At 70.3% G+C, this 14294-nt stretch carries 11 protein-coding genes; 6 read left to right on the plus strand and 5 right to left on the minus strand.

Features of this window, described 5'->3' with window-relative positions:
* Nucleotides 1-133: 133 nt before the first annotated feature.
* Complete coding sequence (locus IE263_RS07845; RefSeq protein ID WP_373311904.1) at nt 134-1009, minus strand: L,D-transpeptidase family protein; 876 nt, start codon at nt 1007-1009, stop codon at nt 134-136.
* Nucleotides 1010-1226: 217 nt separating this feature from the next.
* Here IE263_RS07845 and IE263_RS07850 point away from each other — a divergent pair, with 217 nt between their 5' ends.
* Complete coding sequence (locus tag IE263_RS07850) at nt 1227-2807, plus strand: acyl-CoA mutase large subunit family protein (protein WP_189933687.1); 1581 nt, start codon at nt 1227-1229, stop codon at nt 2805-2807.
* 57 nt (nt 2808-2864) lie between these two features.
* Nucleotides 2865-3443 carry a Uma2 family endonuclease gene (locus IE263_RS07855; RefSeq protein WP_189933689.1) on the plus strand — a complete coding sequence of 193 codons (579 nt, stop codon included), beginning with the start codon at nt 2865-2867 and terminating at the stop codon, nt 3441-3443.
* Here IE263_RS07855 and IE263_RS07860 read toward each other — a convergent pair.
* On the minus strand, nt 3440-4849 hold the full coding sequence (locus IE263_RS07860) for an FAD-dependent oxidoreductase (protein ID WP_189933691.1): 1410 nt from the start codon (nt 4847-4849) through the stop codon (nt 3440-3442). The two genes, IE263_RS07855 and IE263_RS07860, sit on opposite strands and share 4 nt — an antisense overlap.
* A 74-nt stretch (nt 4850-4923) precedes the next feature.
* Between IE263_RS07860 and IE263_RS07865 the strand changes: the two genes are divergently transcribed.
* Nucleotides 4924-5574 carry a TetR/AcrR family transcriptional regulator C-terminal domain-containing protein gene (locus tag IE263_RS07865; RefSeq protein ID WP_189933693.1) on the plus strand — a complete coding sequence of 217 codons (651 nt, stop codon included), beginning with the start codon at nt 4924-4926 and terminating at the stop codon, nt 5572-5574.
* Nucleotides 5575-5657: 83 nt separating this feature from the next.
* Here the strand turns inward: IE263_RS07865 and IE263_RS07870 are convergent, their stop codons facing one another.
* The gene (locus IE263_RS07870; RefSeq protein ID WP_229910844.1) at nt 5658-6833 is read right to left on the minus strand and encodes an acyltransferase family protein; all 1176 of its coding nucleotides are present in this window, start codon (nt 6831-6833) and stop codon (nt 5658-5660) included.
* 210 nt (nt 6834-7043) lie between these two features.
* Here IE263_RS07870 and IE263_RS07875 point away from each other — a divergent pair, with 210 nt between their 5' ends.
* Genes IE263_RS07875 through IE263_RS07885 form a run of 3 tightly spaced genes read left to right on the plus strand, consistent with a single transcriptional unit; the run spans nt 7044 to nt 12598 of the window.
* Entirely contained in the window at nt 7044-8537 is a 1494-nt protein-coding gene (locus IE263_RS07875) for a glycosyltransferase family 29 protein (protein ID WP_189933697.1), read from the plus strand.
* Nucleotides 8534-10864 carry a glycosyltransferase gene (locus IE263_RS07880; protein WP_189933699.1) on the plus strand — a complete coding sequence of 777 codons (2331 nt, stop codon included), beginning with the start codon at nt 8534-8536 and terminating at the stop codon, nt 10862-10864. The genes IE263_RS07875 and IE263_RS07880 overlap by 4 nt, the downstream gene beginning before the upstream one ends.
* A gap of 3 nt (nt 10865-10867) precedes the next feature.
* A complete protein-coding gene (locus IE263_RS07885) occupies nt 10868-12598 on the plus strand; it encodes a hypothetical protein (protein WP_189933701.1) in 1731 nt (576 codons plus the stop codon).
* A gap of 70 nt (nt 12599-12668) precedes the next feature.
* Here the strand turns inward: IE263_RS07885 and IE263_RS07890 are convergent, their stop codons facing one another.
* Complete coding sequence (locus IE263_RS07890; RefSeq protein WP_189933703.1) at nt 12669-13934, minus strand: NAD(P)/FAD-dependent oxidoreductase; 1266 nt, start codon at nt 13932-13934, stop codon at nt 12669-12671.
* The gene (locus tag IE263_RS07895; RefSeq protein ID WP_229910845.1) at nt 13931-14284 is read right to left on the minus strand and encodes a GtrA family protein; all 354 of its coding nucleotides are present in this window, start codon (nt 14282-14284) and stop codon (nt 13931-13933) included. The genes IE263_RS07890 and IE263_RS07895 overlap by 4 nt, the downstream gene beginning before the upstream one ends.
* Between the last annotated feature and the right edge of the window lie 10 nt (nt 14285-14294).

Here is a 14294-nt window from a genome sequence, read left to right on the forward strand (position 1 = left end):
CCCCAGGCGCAGTAAGAAGTGAGCCGACTGGTCATCGGCCCTCGCACTGAGCCGGGGTTCCCCCCGTACCCACGGCTCGTGCACCTGGCGCGGGCGGGACACGTTCCCCCGGTCCCGCCCGCGCCCCAGAACCTCACCAGGAGACGACGACCTTGTCGCCGTTCCTCACCTCCGCGAACAGCTCCGCGATCGCCGCCTCGTCCCGTACGTTGACGCAGCCGTGCGAGGCCCCGGCGTATCCCCGGGCCGCGAAGTCCGACGAGTAGTGCACCGCCTGCCCGCCGCTGAAGAACATCGCGTACGGCATCGGCGAGTCGTAGAGCGTGGACACATGGCGGCGGGACTTCCAGTAGACGTGGAACACGCCCTCCCTTGTGGGCGTGTACTGCGAGCCGAAGCGGACCGACATCGTCGACAGGGTCCGGCCGTCGATCATCCAGCGCAGCGTCCGGCTCGTCTTGTCGATGCACAGCACCCGCCCGGTCAGGCAGCGCGGATCGGGCTCGGCGGCCGGCTGACCGCCCATCAAGTACAGCTCCCACTGCCCCGGCTCGTACGTCATCCCCAGCAGCCGCTCCCAGGTGACGGCGTCCGTCCGCCCGGTCTGCGGCAGCCCCCGCTTGCCCTGGAAACCGCTCACCGCCTCCTCGGTCGCTTCGTCGTACGTCCCCGTCGGCCCGTCGAACAGCCAGGACACCTGCCGCAGCCGGGCCTGGAGCTCACGGACCTCGCGCCCGGTGTCGCCGCGGGACCAGAGGACGGGCGGAGGCTCGGGCGGCTCCGGGGGCTCGGAGGTGGTGGGGGCGGCGTCGGACGCGCCGTCGCCGCGCGTCGCAGGGGCCGTAGGGGCCGTAGGGGTTGCACGGCTCCCGTGGGCCGTAGGGCTGACGTCGATATGGACGGGCGGGCGTCCCTTGTCCTCCGCGCCGGTCGTCTGCACCGTGCAGCCGCACACCGTCACCAGAGCCGCCGTGCCCGCCGCGACGGCGAGTGATCTTCGCATCGTCATGCCCGAGATGTTCCCCCCGGACGGCGGCTCGCGAACGGACCCGACGTGGTGTGCCCTGGACTTGTGACGGTCACCGCAATCACTCTGTGAGGAAGGTCCCAGCGTGCTCCCCTCCACCGGGTGCACGCCCGCCGCTACAGTCCGTCGAAGAGTCGGTCTGTACTGGCGAGTAACTGGCGAGTAACTCGAGCAACTGCTGAGCGGGAGGCATCACACCATGGCGCGCGAGTCGGAGTCCGGACTGCCCATCGAGCCGGTCTACGGGCCGGACGCTCTGCAGGGCTGGGATGCGGCCGACAAGCTGGGTGAGCCGGGGTCGTACCCGTTCACGCGGGGTGTGTATCCGTCGATGTACACCGGCCGTCCCTGGACCATGCGCCAGTACGCGGGCTTCGGGACGGCGGTGGAGTCCAACGCCCGGTACAAGCAGCTGATCGCCAACGGCACGATGGGGCTGTCGGTCGCCTTCGACCTGCCCACCCAGATGGGCCACGACTCCGATGCCCCGATCGCGCACGGCGAGGTCGGCAAGGTGGGCGTGGCCATCGACTCGGTGGACGACATGCGGGTGCTGTTCGGCGGGATCCCGCTGGACAAGGTGTCGACGTCGATGACGATCAACGCGCCGGCCGCGCTGCTGCTGCTGATGTACCAGCTGGTCGGCGAGGAGCAGGGCGTCCCCGCCTCCCAGCTGACCGGCACGATCCAGAACGACGTGCTGAAGGAGTACATCGCGCGGGGGACGTACATCTTCCCGCCGAAGCCGTCGCTGCGGCTGATCGCGGACATCTTCAAGTACTGCAAGGCCGAGATCCCGAAGTGGAACACCATCTCGATCTCCGGCTACCACATGGCCGAGGCGGGCGCCTCGCCCGCGCAGGAGATCGCGTTCACGCTGGCGGACGGGATCGAGTACGTGCGCACGGCGGTCGCGGCCGGCATGGACGTCGACGACTTCGCCCCCCGGCTGTCCTTCTTCTTCGTCGCCCGGACGACGATCCTGGAGGAGGTCGCCAAGTTCCGTGCCGCCAGGCGTATTTGGGCGCGGGTGATGCGGGACGAGTTCGGCGCGAAGAACCCCAAGTCGATGATGCTGCGCTTCCACACGCAGACGGCCGGGGTGCAGCTGACCGCCCAGCAGCCCGAGGTGAACCTGGTGCGCGTCGCGGTGCAGGGCCTGGCGGCGGTCCTCGGCGGCACGCAGTCCCTGCACACCAACTCCTTCGACGAGGCGATCGCGCTGCCGACGGACAAGTCCGCCCGTCTGGCGCTGCGCACCCAGCAGGTGCTCGCCTACGAGACGGACGTGACGGCGACCGTCGACCCCTTCGCCGGCTCGTACGTGATCGAGAAGATGACGGACGAGGTCGAGGCGGCGGCCGTCGAGCTGATGGCGAAGGTCGAGGACCTCGGCGGCGCGGTCAGCGCGATCGAGCACGGTTTCCAGAAGAGCGAGATCGAGCGCAGCGCGTACCGGATCGCTCAGGAGACGGACTCCGGCGAGCGGGTCGTCGTCGGTGTCAACCGCTTCCAGCTCGACGAGGAGGAGCCCTACGAGCCCCTCCGCGTCGACCCGGCCATCGAGGCCCAGCAGGCGGAACGGCTCGCGAAGCTGCGGGCCGAGCGCGACCAGGCCGCGGTGGACACCGCCCTGGCCGCCCTGAAGAAGGCGGCCGAGGGCGAGGACAACGTCCTGTACCCGATGAAGGACGCGCTGAAGGCGCGGGCGACCGTGGGCGAGGTGTGCAACGCGCTGCGGGAGGTTTGGGGGACTTACGTGCCGTCGGATGCGTTCTGAGTGATCCACTTCGGGGTACGGTGAGTAAGTTTCCGTATCCGGAGGGGAGTTGCCGGGGTGAGGCGTGCGCGGCGGACGACGGTCCTGGAGGCCGAGACCTGGCTCACCGGGGAGCTGGAGGGGTATCGCGGTGAGGTGCTCTACGGGAGGCTTACCGCGACTCCCTGGGCCGACGGCTCGCATCAGGTGACGCTGACTCATGTGACCCGCAAGTTCTACACGGCGGAGGCACGTCGTTCCGGTCTCAAGTGCGTGCTCGGCATCGGTCTCTGGCTGCCCACGGGGCCCGACGACTTCGCGGTACCCGATCTTTCGGTCGTCGAGACGGACTTCTTGGACGCCCACGTCCAGCACAACTGCTACGCCCCGCGTGCGTTCCGGATGGTGCTGGAGGTGACTGCCTGCAACTGGTCCGACGACCTCGGCCTCAAGGTCGACTGCTACGCCCAGGCCAACATCCCCGTCTACCTCATCGTCGACCGCAAACGCGACGAGGTCCTCCTCTACCAGGACCCAGCCGACGGCAAGTACCCCGACCCCCAGCGCTTCCAGCGGGGGCAGAGCGTGTCCGTGCCCGAGTCCGTCGGCGTTGCCGTCGATCTCTCCGTGGACACCCTCCTCGACGGCGACGACTAACGAAGCCCGACCCGCGTGACGTAGTCGCCGAGCCCCCTCGTCGAGTCACCGGCCCAGCCGACGTACCCGTCCGGTCGTACGAGGAACAGCCCGGTCCCGTACGTCTCGTGGGCCGGCCCGCGTACGACGGGCACCGCCTCTCCGAGGTCCGGTGCCCCCGTGGTGCCCAGCGCGAGCAGTGTCCACCCCGGCCCCCGGAACACGTCGAACAGCCGCATCCCCTCCACGACCCCGTCCGGCGCGCGGTCGCCCGCCCTCACCGGGCCCGGGGTCTCGCGGGTCTCCTCCGTCAGTGACGACTCCCGGTAGCCCAGCCCCAGCTGAGATGTAGCCTCGCCCCGCTTGGTCTCCCCGCGGTGCACGCTCGTCGACAGGCCCAGCATCTCGGCGGCGATCGGGCGCCGTTCCTCCTCGTACGTGTCCAGCAGCGCGGCGTCCGCCCCGTCCCGCAGGACCGCGCCCAGCTTCCAGCCCAGGTTGTAGGCGTCCTGGACGCTGGTGTTGAGGCCCTGGCCGCCGGCCGGTGAGTGGACATGGGCCGCGTCTCCGGTCAGGAAGACCCGGCCGGAACGGAAGCGGTCCGCCAAGGCCGCCCGGGGGCGGAAGTCGGAGGCCCAGCGGACCTCCGTCACGGCCTCGGGGGCGAGGTGCGAGCGGGTGGCGACCAGCTTGCGGACGCCGTCGAGGGAGAGGTCGACCGAGGCGCCCTCCGGGAACCGGGCCAGCAGCTGGAAGTCCTCCGTACCGGGCAGCGGGCAGATCGCCAGGAAGCCGTCGCCCTCGCCGCTCGGCGGGAAGATGTGCCAGTTGTCGCGGTCCAGGCCGGTCACCCGGACGTCGGCCACCAGCATCGGGCTCGGGTCGACCGTCTCGCCCGTCATGCCGATGCCGAGCGTCCGGCGCAGGGTGGAGCGGCCGCCGTCGGCGGCGACCACGTACCGGGCGCGGACGTCGGCGCCCGACGCGAAGTACGCGGTCACGCCCTCCGCGTCCTGGTCGAACCCGACCAGCTCCCTCCCGAACGCGACCCTCCCGCCCAGCTCCTCCAGCCGCGCCAGGAGGATCTCCTGTGTGCGCCACTGCGGCACCATCCACGGTCCGGTGTACGGCGAGTCCCCGGTCGTCTCGGCCGGGTCGAACATCCGGTGCTCGCCCGCGCGCTCGCCGTTCTGCCAGATCATGCCGACCGGATAGCTGCCGCCCGCCGCGCGGATCGCGTCGAGGACGCCGAGGTCGTCGAAGACCTCCATCGTGCGCGGCTGGATCCCCTTGCCGCGCGAGCCGGGGAAGAGCCCGTCGGCCCGCTCCACCACGAGCGCGTCCACCCCGCGCCGGGCGAGGTCGACGCCCAGCGTCAGCCCGCTCGGCCCCGCGCCCACGATCAGTACGTCCGCATGCGTCGTCATACGATCACCTCTCCTTAACGCTGTTAAGTGCCGTCGCGGGCAAGCGTGGCCTTAACGTCGTTAAACTGTCAAGCGTGAACTCGGAACGACGCGCGCCCCTCGACCGGAAGCGGGTGGCCGACACCGCGCTGCGGCTGCTCAACGAGGTGGGCCTGGACGGCCTCACCCTGCGGGCCATCGCCAAGGAGCTGGACGTCAAGGCGCCCGCCCTGTACTGGCACTTCAAGGACAAGCAGGCGCTGCTCGACGAGATGGCGACGGAGATGTACCGCCGGATGGTCACCGGGGCGTCCCTGGACCCCGCGGACACCTGGCGGGAGCGGCTGCGCAAGGCCAACCACGGCCTGCGCGAGTCGCTGCGCGGCTACCGCGACGGCGCCAAGGTCTTCAGCGGCTCACGCTTCACCGGCATCGAGCACGCCGAGCAGATGGAGGACAGCCTGCGCCTGTTCACCGCCGCCGGCTTCACCCTCGCCCAGGCCGTCCGCGCGACCACGACGACGTACCTGTACACGCTCGGCTTCGTCACCGAGGAGCAGGGGGTCGAACCCCTGCCCGACGAACGGCGCGAGGGCTTCGACGTCGAGGAACGCGCCCGGATGATGGCCGATTTCCCGCTGTCCGCCGCCGCGGGCGCGGAGATCTTCGCGGACTACGAGCAGCACTTCGGGGAAGGGTTGGAACTCGTCATCGACGGCATCGCGGCACGGTACGGAATCGACTGACCCGAGAAAGCGGATCAAGAAATGGGCCGCCTTCCGGTTCTCCGGAAAGCGACCGTGAATTTACTCCGAATTAACAGGCGTATTCACCGGCGCGGAGTCGACAACGCCGTCCGCAACTTCGGCGTCAGCCGCTCCTCCACCAGCCGGTTCAGCAGCCAGGCCAGCACCAGCATCGACCCGATCGTCAGCAGGAACGTGGCGTACGACGGCACCCCCAGGTCCTGGTGCAGGGCCTTCACCACCACCCAGCCCAGGTGCTCGTGCACCAGATAGAACGGGTACGTCAGCGCCCCCGCCACCGTCAGCAGGCGCCAGTCGACCCGGTCCAGCCGGCCCAGCGCGATCGCGCCGACCGCGAGGAAGCCGAACGCGACGACGGCGATGATGCCGAAGGACGTGCGGTGGGCGAAGGCGTTCGGGTCGGCGGCGTTCCACAGGCTGCGCACCGCGTAGTGCTGCCCGATGAGGAAGCTCACGCCGACGATCCCCCACGCGTACGCGTCCCGCCGGTCGCGGTGCACGAGGTACAGGCCGACCCCGCCGATGAAGAACGGCGCGTACTCCGGCATCAGCACGATCTCGAGCAGCGGCTCCTCGGCGCCCTGCGCGATCGCCGCCGCCAGCGTCCAGGCCGCGCAGAACATGATCACGCGCCGGCGGCTCGCGCCCGGCAGGACGACGCACAGCGCGAACAGGGCGTAGAAGCGGACCTCCGCCCACAGCGTCCAGTCCACGCCGAGCACCCGGTCCACGCCGAGCGGCTGCTGGAGCATCGTCAGGTTCACCAGGGTGTCGCTCGGCGAGAGCGCCTTGTAGGCCACGACCGGCAGCGCGAACACCGCGGTGACCAGGAGGACCGCCGCCCAGTACGCGGGCAGCAGCCGGGACGCGCGGGAGGCGAAGAAGGAGCGCAGCGGGCGGCCCCAGCCGCTCATGCAGATGACGAAACCGCTGATCACGAAGAAGATCTGGACGCCGAGACAGCCGTAGGCGAACGGCGTGTGCAGGGTGGGGAACACCTGCGACGGGGAGGTGCCCCAGGCCTGGGTGATCTCGCCGCCCCGGCCGCCGTAGTGGTAGCAGGCCACCATCAGCGCGGCCACCAGCCGCAGCCCGTCCAGCGCCCGCAGCCGCCCACCGGAGCCCCTGGCCCGGGACGCGCTCTTCGACGAGCCCCGCGGGGAGCCCTTCGACGGGTCTTCCGACGGTACGGGAACGGCGATGGGCTGCTGAGTTGAGTTCTCGACCGTCTGCGTCACGCCGCTGTCCGTTCCCGTCGTGCTCGGTGTTCTCAAAATGACGTCCATGCGGACCCTATGACGTCACTCCCAAAACTTCTGTTCGACGGCATGAGCATTCGCCTTCAGGTCCCGAGGGGTTCACCTGAGCGTCGCTTTCCTTTCTTACGGTCTCCCAACCTTCCATCAAAACCCAATAGTTCTGTGCTTTTTTCATACGCCAGGAGAATCATGACGAGGGTCCGCAGCAGATGGTCACGCCCCAGGCCGGAGGGGCCCTCATCGGCACTGCCCACCGCCCAGCCAAGCCCGGTCGAGCTGGAGGAGTGCCTGCGCGCCTGCTCCGTGCACAGCGGCAAGCTCGTCGGCAGCCTCGACTCCCGCCGCACCGCCCTCGCCGAGGCACTGCGCCAGCTCCTCGCCCTGTGGGCCACCCAGGAGCAGACGGCGCCCGCGCCCGCCACCGGCGGCCTGCTGCGCCGCGGCGCCAAGGCGGTCACCGGCGGCAGCACCCTCAGCAACGAGGTGCTCGACGCGCTCCTCGCCGTCGGCAACAAGGCGGTCGTCTGCGGCTACGACGACGAGCTCAACCTGACCCTGGTCATCAGCGACACGATCCTGACCCAGCGCCGGAACTCACGCGCCGGCTGGCGGCTGCGCGGCCGTCTCCTGGAGGCCATGGGCCTGCCCATCGCCGCCGTCGACGCCTACGAGCGCTACCTGGAGCTCACCAAGGAGGACGGCTTCGGCGTCCGCGCCCGCGTCGACGGCATCCGTGCCGCCACCTCCGCCCGCACCGAACTGCTCGCCCTGCTCGAGCGCAGCGTCCCGGACTCCGCGCGCTTCAGCGGCGGCCCGGCCACCGACGTGTGGGCCGAGGGCCTCGCCGCGCACGCCGCCGGGGACCAGCCCGGCGCCCAGGCCCGTCTGGTCGGCGCGCTGCTCGCCATGGACCGCACGGACACCGTGGAGCAGGAGGTCCAGGAGGCGATCGGCCACTACCTCGACCTCAGCACCTCCCAGCACACCCGGCCCGCCCCCGAACTCACCCAGGCGCTCGCCCTGTACGCCGACACCCGCCGCAACCGCATGCGCGGCCCGGTGCCCGACCCCCTGTTCGGGGGCGTGCAGTGGCTCAGCCTCGGCGAGTTCCGCAACCGCGTCGCCGGCCGGTCGGTGTGCCTCATCGCCAACTCCGGCACGGTCGGCGAGAGCGGCATGGGCGCGGAGATCGACGCCTACGACCTGGTGGTGCGCTTCAACTCGTACAAGATCGACCCGGTCCACACCGGCAGGAAGACCGACATCCACGTCACCATCCACAAGCACGCCTTCAACTGGGACAAGCCGGTCGACATCCGTCTGGTCTTCGGCGGCAACTCGCCCGACTGGAAGTACTCGGTGCGCAACAAGCTCGTCCCGGGCGCGCAGACGTACGTGAACGACGAGTCGCTGCGCTGGCCGGTGCGCAACATCGGCGGCTGGACGCAGGAGCAGTTCTCCGGCATCCCGACGTCCGGCTTCAACATGCTGTGGCTGCTCGACTTCCTCGACGTCAGCCCCACCCTCGACCTGATCGGCTTCGACTTCTACGAGAGCGGTGCCTACCGCCTCCCCGAGGCGATGAAGCTGGCGATCACCAATGTGCACGAATACGGCAGCGAGAAGGCGTGGGTCATGGAACGGGCCCAGAGCGTCTCCGGCATGAGGATTTCCCTGAGATGACCACGAGTCCCATATCCGCCCCGGCAGCCCCCGTCGCCGACGCCGGCGCCCTCACCGGCAAGCGGCGCGTCGCCTTCGCGAGCTTCGTCGACGAGAACTACCTGCCCGGCTTCCTCGTCCTGCTGCGCTCGCTCGCGCTGTCCAACCCGGACGTGTGCGAGGACTTCATCGTCCTCCACGACGGCCTGCGCCCGGCCTCCGTGGCCCGTATCCGCGCCCTGCACCCGCGCGTGATCTTCCGCCGCGTCGACGCCGACCACTACGACTCCTACGTCAAGGGCGACCAGGACAACTACCTGGTCCGCAAGGCGTACTTCATCCTCGACGTCTTCCGGATCCGCGACTACGACACCGTGATCACCCTGGACACCGACATGGTGGTCCTCGGCCCGGTCAAGGAACTCCTGTCGCTGCGTCACGGCCTCGGTGCCGTCGCCCAGTTCTTCTACGGCGACAGGACCCGCATGCTCAACAGCGGTCTGCTCGTCATCCAGAAGGAGTACCTGACCGACGCGTTCTGCGCGCGGATCGACGAGATCGGCCGCAGCGGAAAGTACGAGCTCGACAAGCACGACCAGGGCATCCTCAACGCCCTGCTCGACGGTGACTTCGTCGACCTCGACCCGAAGTACAACTTCGTCAAGCGCCGCCTCTCCGGCGACCTCCCGGTCCCCGAGGACACCGCCGTCCTGCACTTCACCGGCCGCCACAAGCCCTGGCAGGGCGGCGAGGCCGGCTACGGGCAGGCGCAGGAGCGCTGGGCCGAGTTCGACCTCACCGACGCCGAACTGCACGCCGCCTTCCTGGAGAACCCCGACCCCCTCCACCGCGACCTGCTGGTCCACTACGGCACCCCGCACGTCGAGCGCACCGGTGACGTCACCACCGCCCGCCGGGTCGCCCTCGCCCACATCGGCGCCGGCGACTACCAGGCCGCCGTCGACATCCTGGAGCGCGTGCACATCCCGGTCGACGAGGCCTGGCCGCACGAGGTGTACGGCCACGCCCTGATGAGCGTCTCCCGCTACGACGAGGCACGCGCCCAGCTGCTCCTGGCGACGGCCGCCCCCAACCGGGCCGCGACCGCCTTCTCGCGGCTCGCCCAGATCGCCTGGGTGCACGGCGACGACGCGCAGGCGCAGACGTACGCCATGTCCGGCCTCACCGTCGACCCCACGCACCGGGCCAGCCGCATCTGGCACCAGCGCACCCTCGGCGTCCCCGCCCAGCCGGCCGGCAGCCCCGAGGACCAGCTCGCCCACGTCGCCTTCTACATGGACCGCCAGGGCAACGCCGGCGACAAGCTGCTCCCGGAGAGCGTCCGCCTCGCCTTCGACCGGGACACCACCTCCCGCCGCTGGCACTCCGTGCACGCCCACCGCCTGTTCGACGAGGCGGCCCTGGAGCGTGTCAACGCCCGCAGGGGCCTGGTCATCGGCGGCGGCGGCCTGTTCATCCCGGACACCATGCCCAACGGCAACAGCGCCTGGCAGTGGAACGTGCCCGACGAGCTGATGAACCGCATCGACGTACCGATCGCGGTCTACGCCGTCGGCTTCAACGCCTTCGACGGCCAGTCCTACCGGGCCAACCGGTTCCGGGAGTCGCTGCGGCTGCTCGTCGAGAAGTCCGCCTTCTTCGGCCTGCGCAACCACGGCTCCATCGAGAAGGTGCGGGCGATGCTCCCGTCCCACCTGCACGACAAGGTGCGCTTCCAGCCCTGCCCGACCACGGTCACCCGCCAGCTCGTCGAGAACTGGCAGGACCCGGCCGAGCGCGAGGACACCATCCTCCTCAACGCCGCCTACGACCGCGCCGGCCTGCGCTTCGGCCACGACTACGGCTACTTCCTCGCCCAGATGGCCAAGGCCGTCAAGGAGCTGGGGAAGCTCGCCGAGGTCAAGTGCGTCGCCCACTCCCTCGACGACGAGAAGCTCGCCTTCGACCTGCGCCGCGAGCACGGCGTGTCGCTGCCCGTCATCCCGATGTACGACTTCGAGAACGACGGGATCCGCGACCTGTACGCCCGCACCAAGCTCGTCATCGGCATGCGCGGGCACGCCGGCATGATCCCGTTCGGCTGCGGCACGCCCATCATCAGCCTCATCTCGCACCCGAAGATGGCGTACTTCCTGCGCGACATCGACCGGCCCGAGTGGGGCGTCTCGGTGCACGACCGCAACCTCGCCGACCTGCTCGTGGAGCGCTCCCGCGACCTGCTCGCCGACCACGACAGGACGGTGGCCGACGTGCACGGCCGGCAGCAGGAGCTGTGGAAGGTCACCGAGGCGAACGCGGCCGACCTGCGCACCCTCCTGGGCGGCTGAGACATGGCGACGACCGCCCTGGCCGACGCACCCGACGCGCCCGCCGCCGCCCGGCCCCGTGTCCGCCGGTCACCCCTGTGGTGGCCGGTGGTCGCGGTGCCCGCGGCGGCGGCCGTTGTGTACACCGTGCTCACCCGGCGCCTCACCGGCGACATCCGGTACGTCCTCGCCGCCCTGCGCACCGGCGGTGAGGCGGGCTACTCGCCGTCGGAGGTCTTCACCCACCGGCCGTTCTTCTACCGGTGGTTCATCGCGCTCCTGGACGCCATCGGCTTCGGAGGGGTCGTCGTCCGGGAGACCCTGATGTACGCGGTGGGCGCGCTGCTCGCCGCCGCGGCGGCCTACGCCCTGTACATGGCGCTGCAGCGCCGGCTGACCGGCCGCGAGGCCGCTCTGACCGCGGGCGCCACCGGCCTGCTGCTGACCCTCACCCCGCGCACCGACTTCCTCCAGCCGGAGTGGGCGGCCGTCGTCCTCACCGTGTTCGGCATCGCGGCGGCGCTCGGCACGGCCCGTCCCTGGCCGGGCGCGCTGCTGGCCGCCGTACCGCTCGGGCTCGCGGTGATGATGAAGTACTCCACCGCCTCCACCGCCGCCTTCGGCATCCTCCTCGTCTACGTCGTCGACCGCGGCCGAGCGATCCGGGTCGCGCTTCTCGCCGTGCCCGGCGCGGTCGCCCTGTTCGCGCTGAGTGTGCTCGCCGGGTCGCACGAGTGGCAGTGGACCGAGGACATGCCGCAGATCAACCAGTCGGCGCTCAGCCGCACCGGCATCCGCCCCGGATACATCCTCGAGCGCTCGGTGGACTTCCTCGCCGACCGGTCGGTGCTCAGCCCCGTGCTGCTGCTCCTGCCGGGCGCGCTGCTGCTGCTGTGGGCCCGGGTGCGCGGCCGCGGGCGGCGCGTCGAGCTGCTCGTCATCGCCCTGGCCATCGGGTTCGGCTCGCTGGCCGTCGTGATCGTGCAGGGCAACTGGTTCGTGTACCACGCCTTCCAGCTGACCGCCGTCGCGGCCGCGATGTGGGGTCTCGCCGTCGGTGGCGCGCGCCGCTCGCCCCCGTGGTGCTTCGGCGCCGTGTCACTGCTGTTCGGTCTGCTGCCCGTCCTGTACGCGCAGGCACCCGAGGGGCTCCAACGGCCTGCCACCGTCTGGGCGTTGGGACTGGTCGCGCTGCTGGCGGCCGCGGTCGACGCCTGGCGCGAGTCCCGCGGAGGGAGCGGAAAGAGCGCGAGGAACAGCGCCCGGGGCGTGCTGCCCGCCGCACTGGTCGCCCTGGCCGGAGTGGTGTGCCTGTCCGGCGCCATGTGGCCCGGCTCCCCGCACCTGGTGTCCCACGGCAAGACGGGCCCGACCAACGCCTCGTTCCTGCGGGGCGTGGAGCGCAAGCAGCAGAACGCCGACGAGCTGCGCCAGCAGATCCCCGACGGCGCGCGGGTGCTCTACCTGGCGTTCGGCGACGACGTGTACTTCATCGACCACCCGGCCCAGTGCCGCTACCCGATCGCCACGTTCCTCCAGCGCACCCGTTTCCTGAAGGACGTCGCCGACCTGAAGTCGTTCAAGGAGAACGCCGACTGCGTCGACCACGACCCGGCGCCGTACGCGGTGCTCGACCGGGTCTGGTTCAAGCCCGGCAAGGTCGACCCCGGGCTCATGCGGCGCATCGTCGCGACGTACACCTGCCCTCCGGCCGGCGACGGACCGTCGAAGACCGTGGTGTGCGTGCGCAAGTAGGCGGCACACAAGGCAGCACACACAAGGGCCCGGTCGGCGCGCCGACCGGGCCCTTGCCGTGTCACCGGCGTCACCGCAGCCCGAGCGAGGCCGTCACCTTCCGTGCCATCTCCACCGAGTAGCTCTGCCCCCGGTCCTGCGGGTAGATCTGCGCCATCGTCGCCAGCGTGACCCGGCTCATCGGCGTCTCGTGGCCCGGGATCAGCGCCCGGTACTCCGGCGTGACGACCGGCTGGGCGAACCCGGCCTTCGAGAAGTGCCAGTCGGTGATCCAGGACTCGTCGAAGTCGGGGTTGATGCGCCGCAGGTACGGCACGAACGCCTTCAGCAGCTCGGCCGGCTCCGTCGTGAACCGCCAGTCCTCACGCTCGACGTAGTTGCCGACGTAGAGGACGTGCCGGCCGCCGTAGACCGCCGGGTCGATCATGCGGGTGTGCTCGACCACCGCGAGGAACGGGAAGTCCGGCTCGTTGATGTTGAGCCAGTAGTACGGGATGACGCTGCGGTCCAGCTCCAGCACGAAGCAGGTCGCGCCCAGGTACTGGTTCTTCCACACCGTGTCCTCGGACGGCAGCCCGGCCGCCTTCGCGAAGGCGGGCTGCGGCGTGGTCACGATCAGCCGGTCGAAGCCGTACGACGACCCGTCCGCGCAGGTCACCACGGCGGGGCCGTCCCCCTCCTGCCGGATCGTCTCCACCGCCTTGCCGAACTCGACCTTGCCGCCGCGCTCCTCGACGCCGTCGCGCAGCGCCGCGTACACCCGCTCGAATCCGCCGTCCAGGTAGCCGAGTTCGAAGGTCCGGCAGTGGATACGGGCCCACAGCCACGCCATCGACACCTGCTCGGCGCGGTCGCCGAACTTGCCGCGCAGCAGCGGCTCCCAGATCGCCTCGGTGGCCTTCTTCCCGGCCCGGCGGCGCAGCCAGGCCAGTGCCGTGAGGTCGTTGTACCGCTCGCCGCCGCGGACCGCCTTCAGCACCGCCGAGGACCCCGCGAAGCGGACCGCGTCCACCGGGGAGAACTCCGGGAAGCGCAGCATGTCGAACGGGGTGGTGAAGTCGATCAGCCTGCCGCCGCGGTAGATGCCGGTGGTCGGCTTGTGGAAGCGCAGCGCGTCCCCGAGCCCCAGCTCCTCGATGAGGGCGATCATCGCCTTGTCGCTGCGGAAGATGTGGTGGTAGTAGCGCTCCAGCGGGACGCCGCCCACCTCCAACGACGCGGCCAGACCGCCGAGTTCGTCGGCCGCCTCCAGGATGGTCACCTGGTGGCCGGCGCGTACGGCGTCCCAGGCGGCCGTCAGGCCGGTGGCACCTGCGCCGATGATGCCGAGGTTCATGCGAAGCTCCACTTTCTGTTGAGCACGAACTGCAGCGCGAGGACCAGCGGCAGCGAACCCGCCTTGACGAGGTTGGCGTCGATCCCCAGCGAGTCGGTGAAGAGCAGGAAGAGCAGGTTCGTGAGGAGGATTCCGGTCATACCGACGGCGTAGAAGCGCAGGAAGCGCACCACGATCCGGTCCCGGCGGTCGAAGGTGATCCGGGCGTTCAGGACGAAGTTGTTGGTGATGCCGATCGTGGTGCTGAGCGCGTTGGCCAGTTGCTCGTGCATCCCGGCGCTGTTGTGCAGCAGCAGGAACGCCAGCATGTCGAGCAGGACGCCGCTGCCGCCGATGAGGGTGTAGCGCACGAGCTGGCCG

It is taken from the genome of Streptomyces aurantiogriseus (assembly GCF_014649375.1).
GTDB classification, from domain to species: domain Bacteria; phylum Actinomycetota; class Actinomycetes; order Streptomycetales; family Streptomycetaceae; genus Streptomyces; species Streptomyces aurantiogriseus.

What these genes read in the sequence shown, in the direction of transcription:
- IE263_RS07845 (WP_373311904.1), bottom strand. Translation starts at nt 1,009, where the DNA reads ATGACGATGCGAAGATCACTCGCCGTCGCGGCGGGCACGGCGGCTCTG.
- IE263_RS07850 (WP_189933687.1), top strand. Translation starts at nt 1,227, where the DNA reads ATGGCGCGCGAGTCGGAGTCCGGACTGCCCATCGAGCCGGTCTACGGG.
- IE263_RS07860 (WP_189933691.1), bottom strand. Translation starts at nt 4,849, where the DNA reads ATGACGACGCATGCGGACGTACTGATCGTGGGCGCGGGGCCGAGCGGG.
- IE263_RS07875 (WP_189933697.1), top strand. Translation starts at nt 7,044, where the DNA reads ATGACGAGGGTCCGCAGCAGATGGTCACGCCCCAGGCCGGAGGGGCCC.
- IE263_RS07880 (WP_189933699.1), top strand. Translation starts at nt 8,534, where the DNA reads ATGACCACGAGTCCCATATCCGCCCCGGCAGCCCCCGTCGCCGACGCC.
- IE263_RS07885 (WP_189933701.1), top strand. Translation starts at nt 10,868, where the DNA reads ATGGCGACGACCGCCCTGGCCGACGCACCCGACGCGCCCGCCGCCGCC.
- IE263_RS07890 (WP_189933703.1), bottom strand. Translation starts at nt 13,934, where the DNA reads ATGAACCTCGGCATCATCGGCGCAGGTGCCACCGGCCTGACGGCCGCC.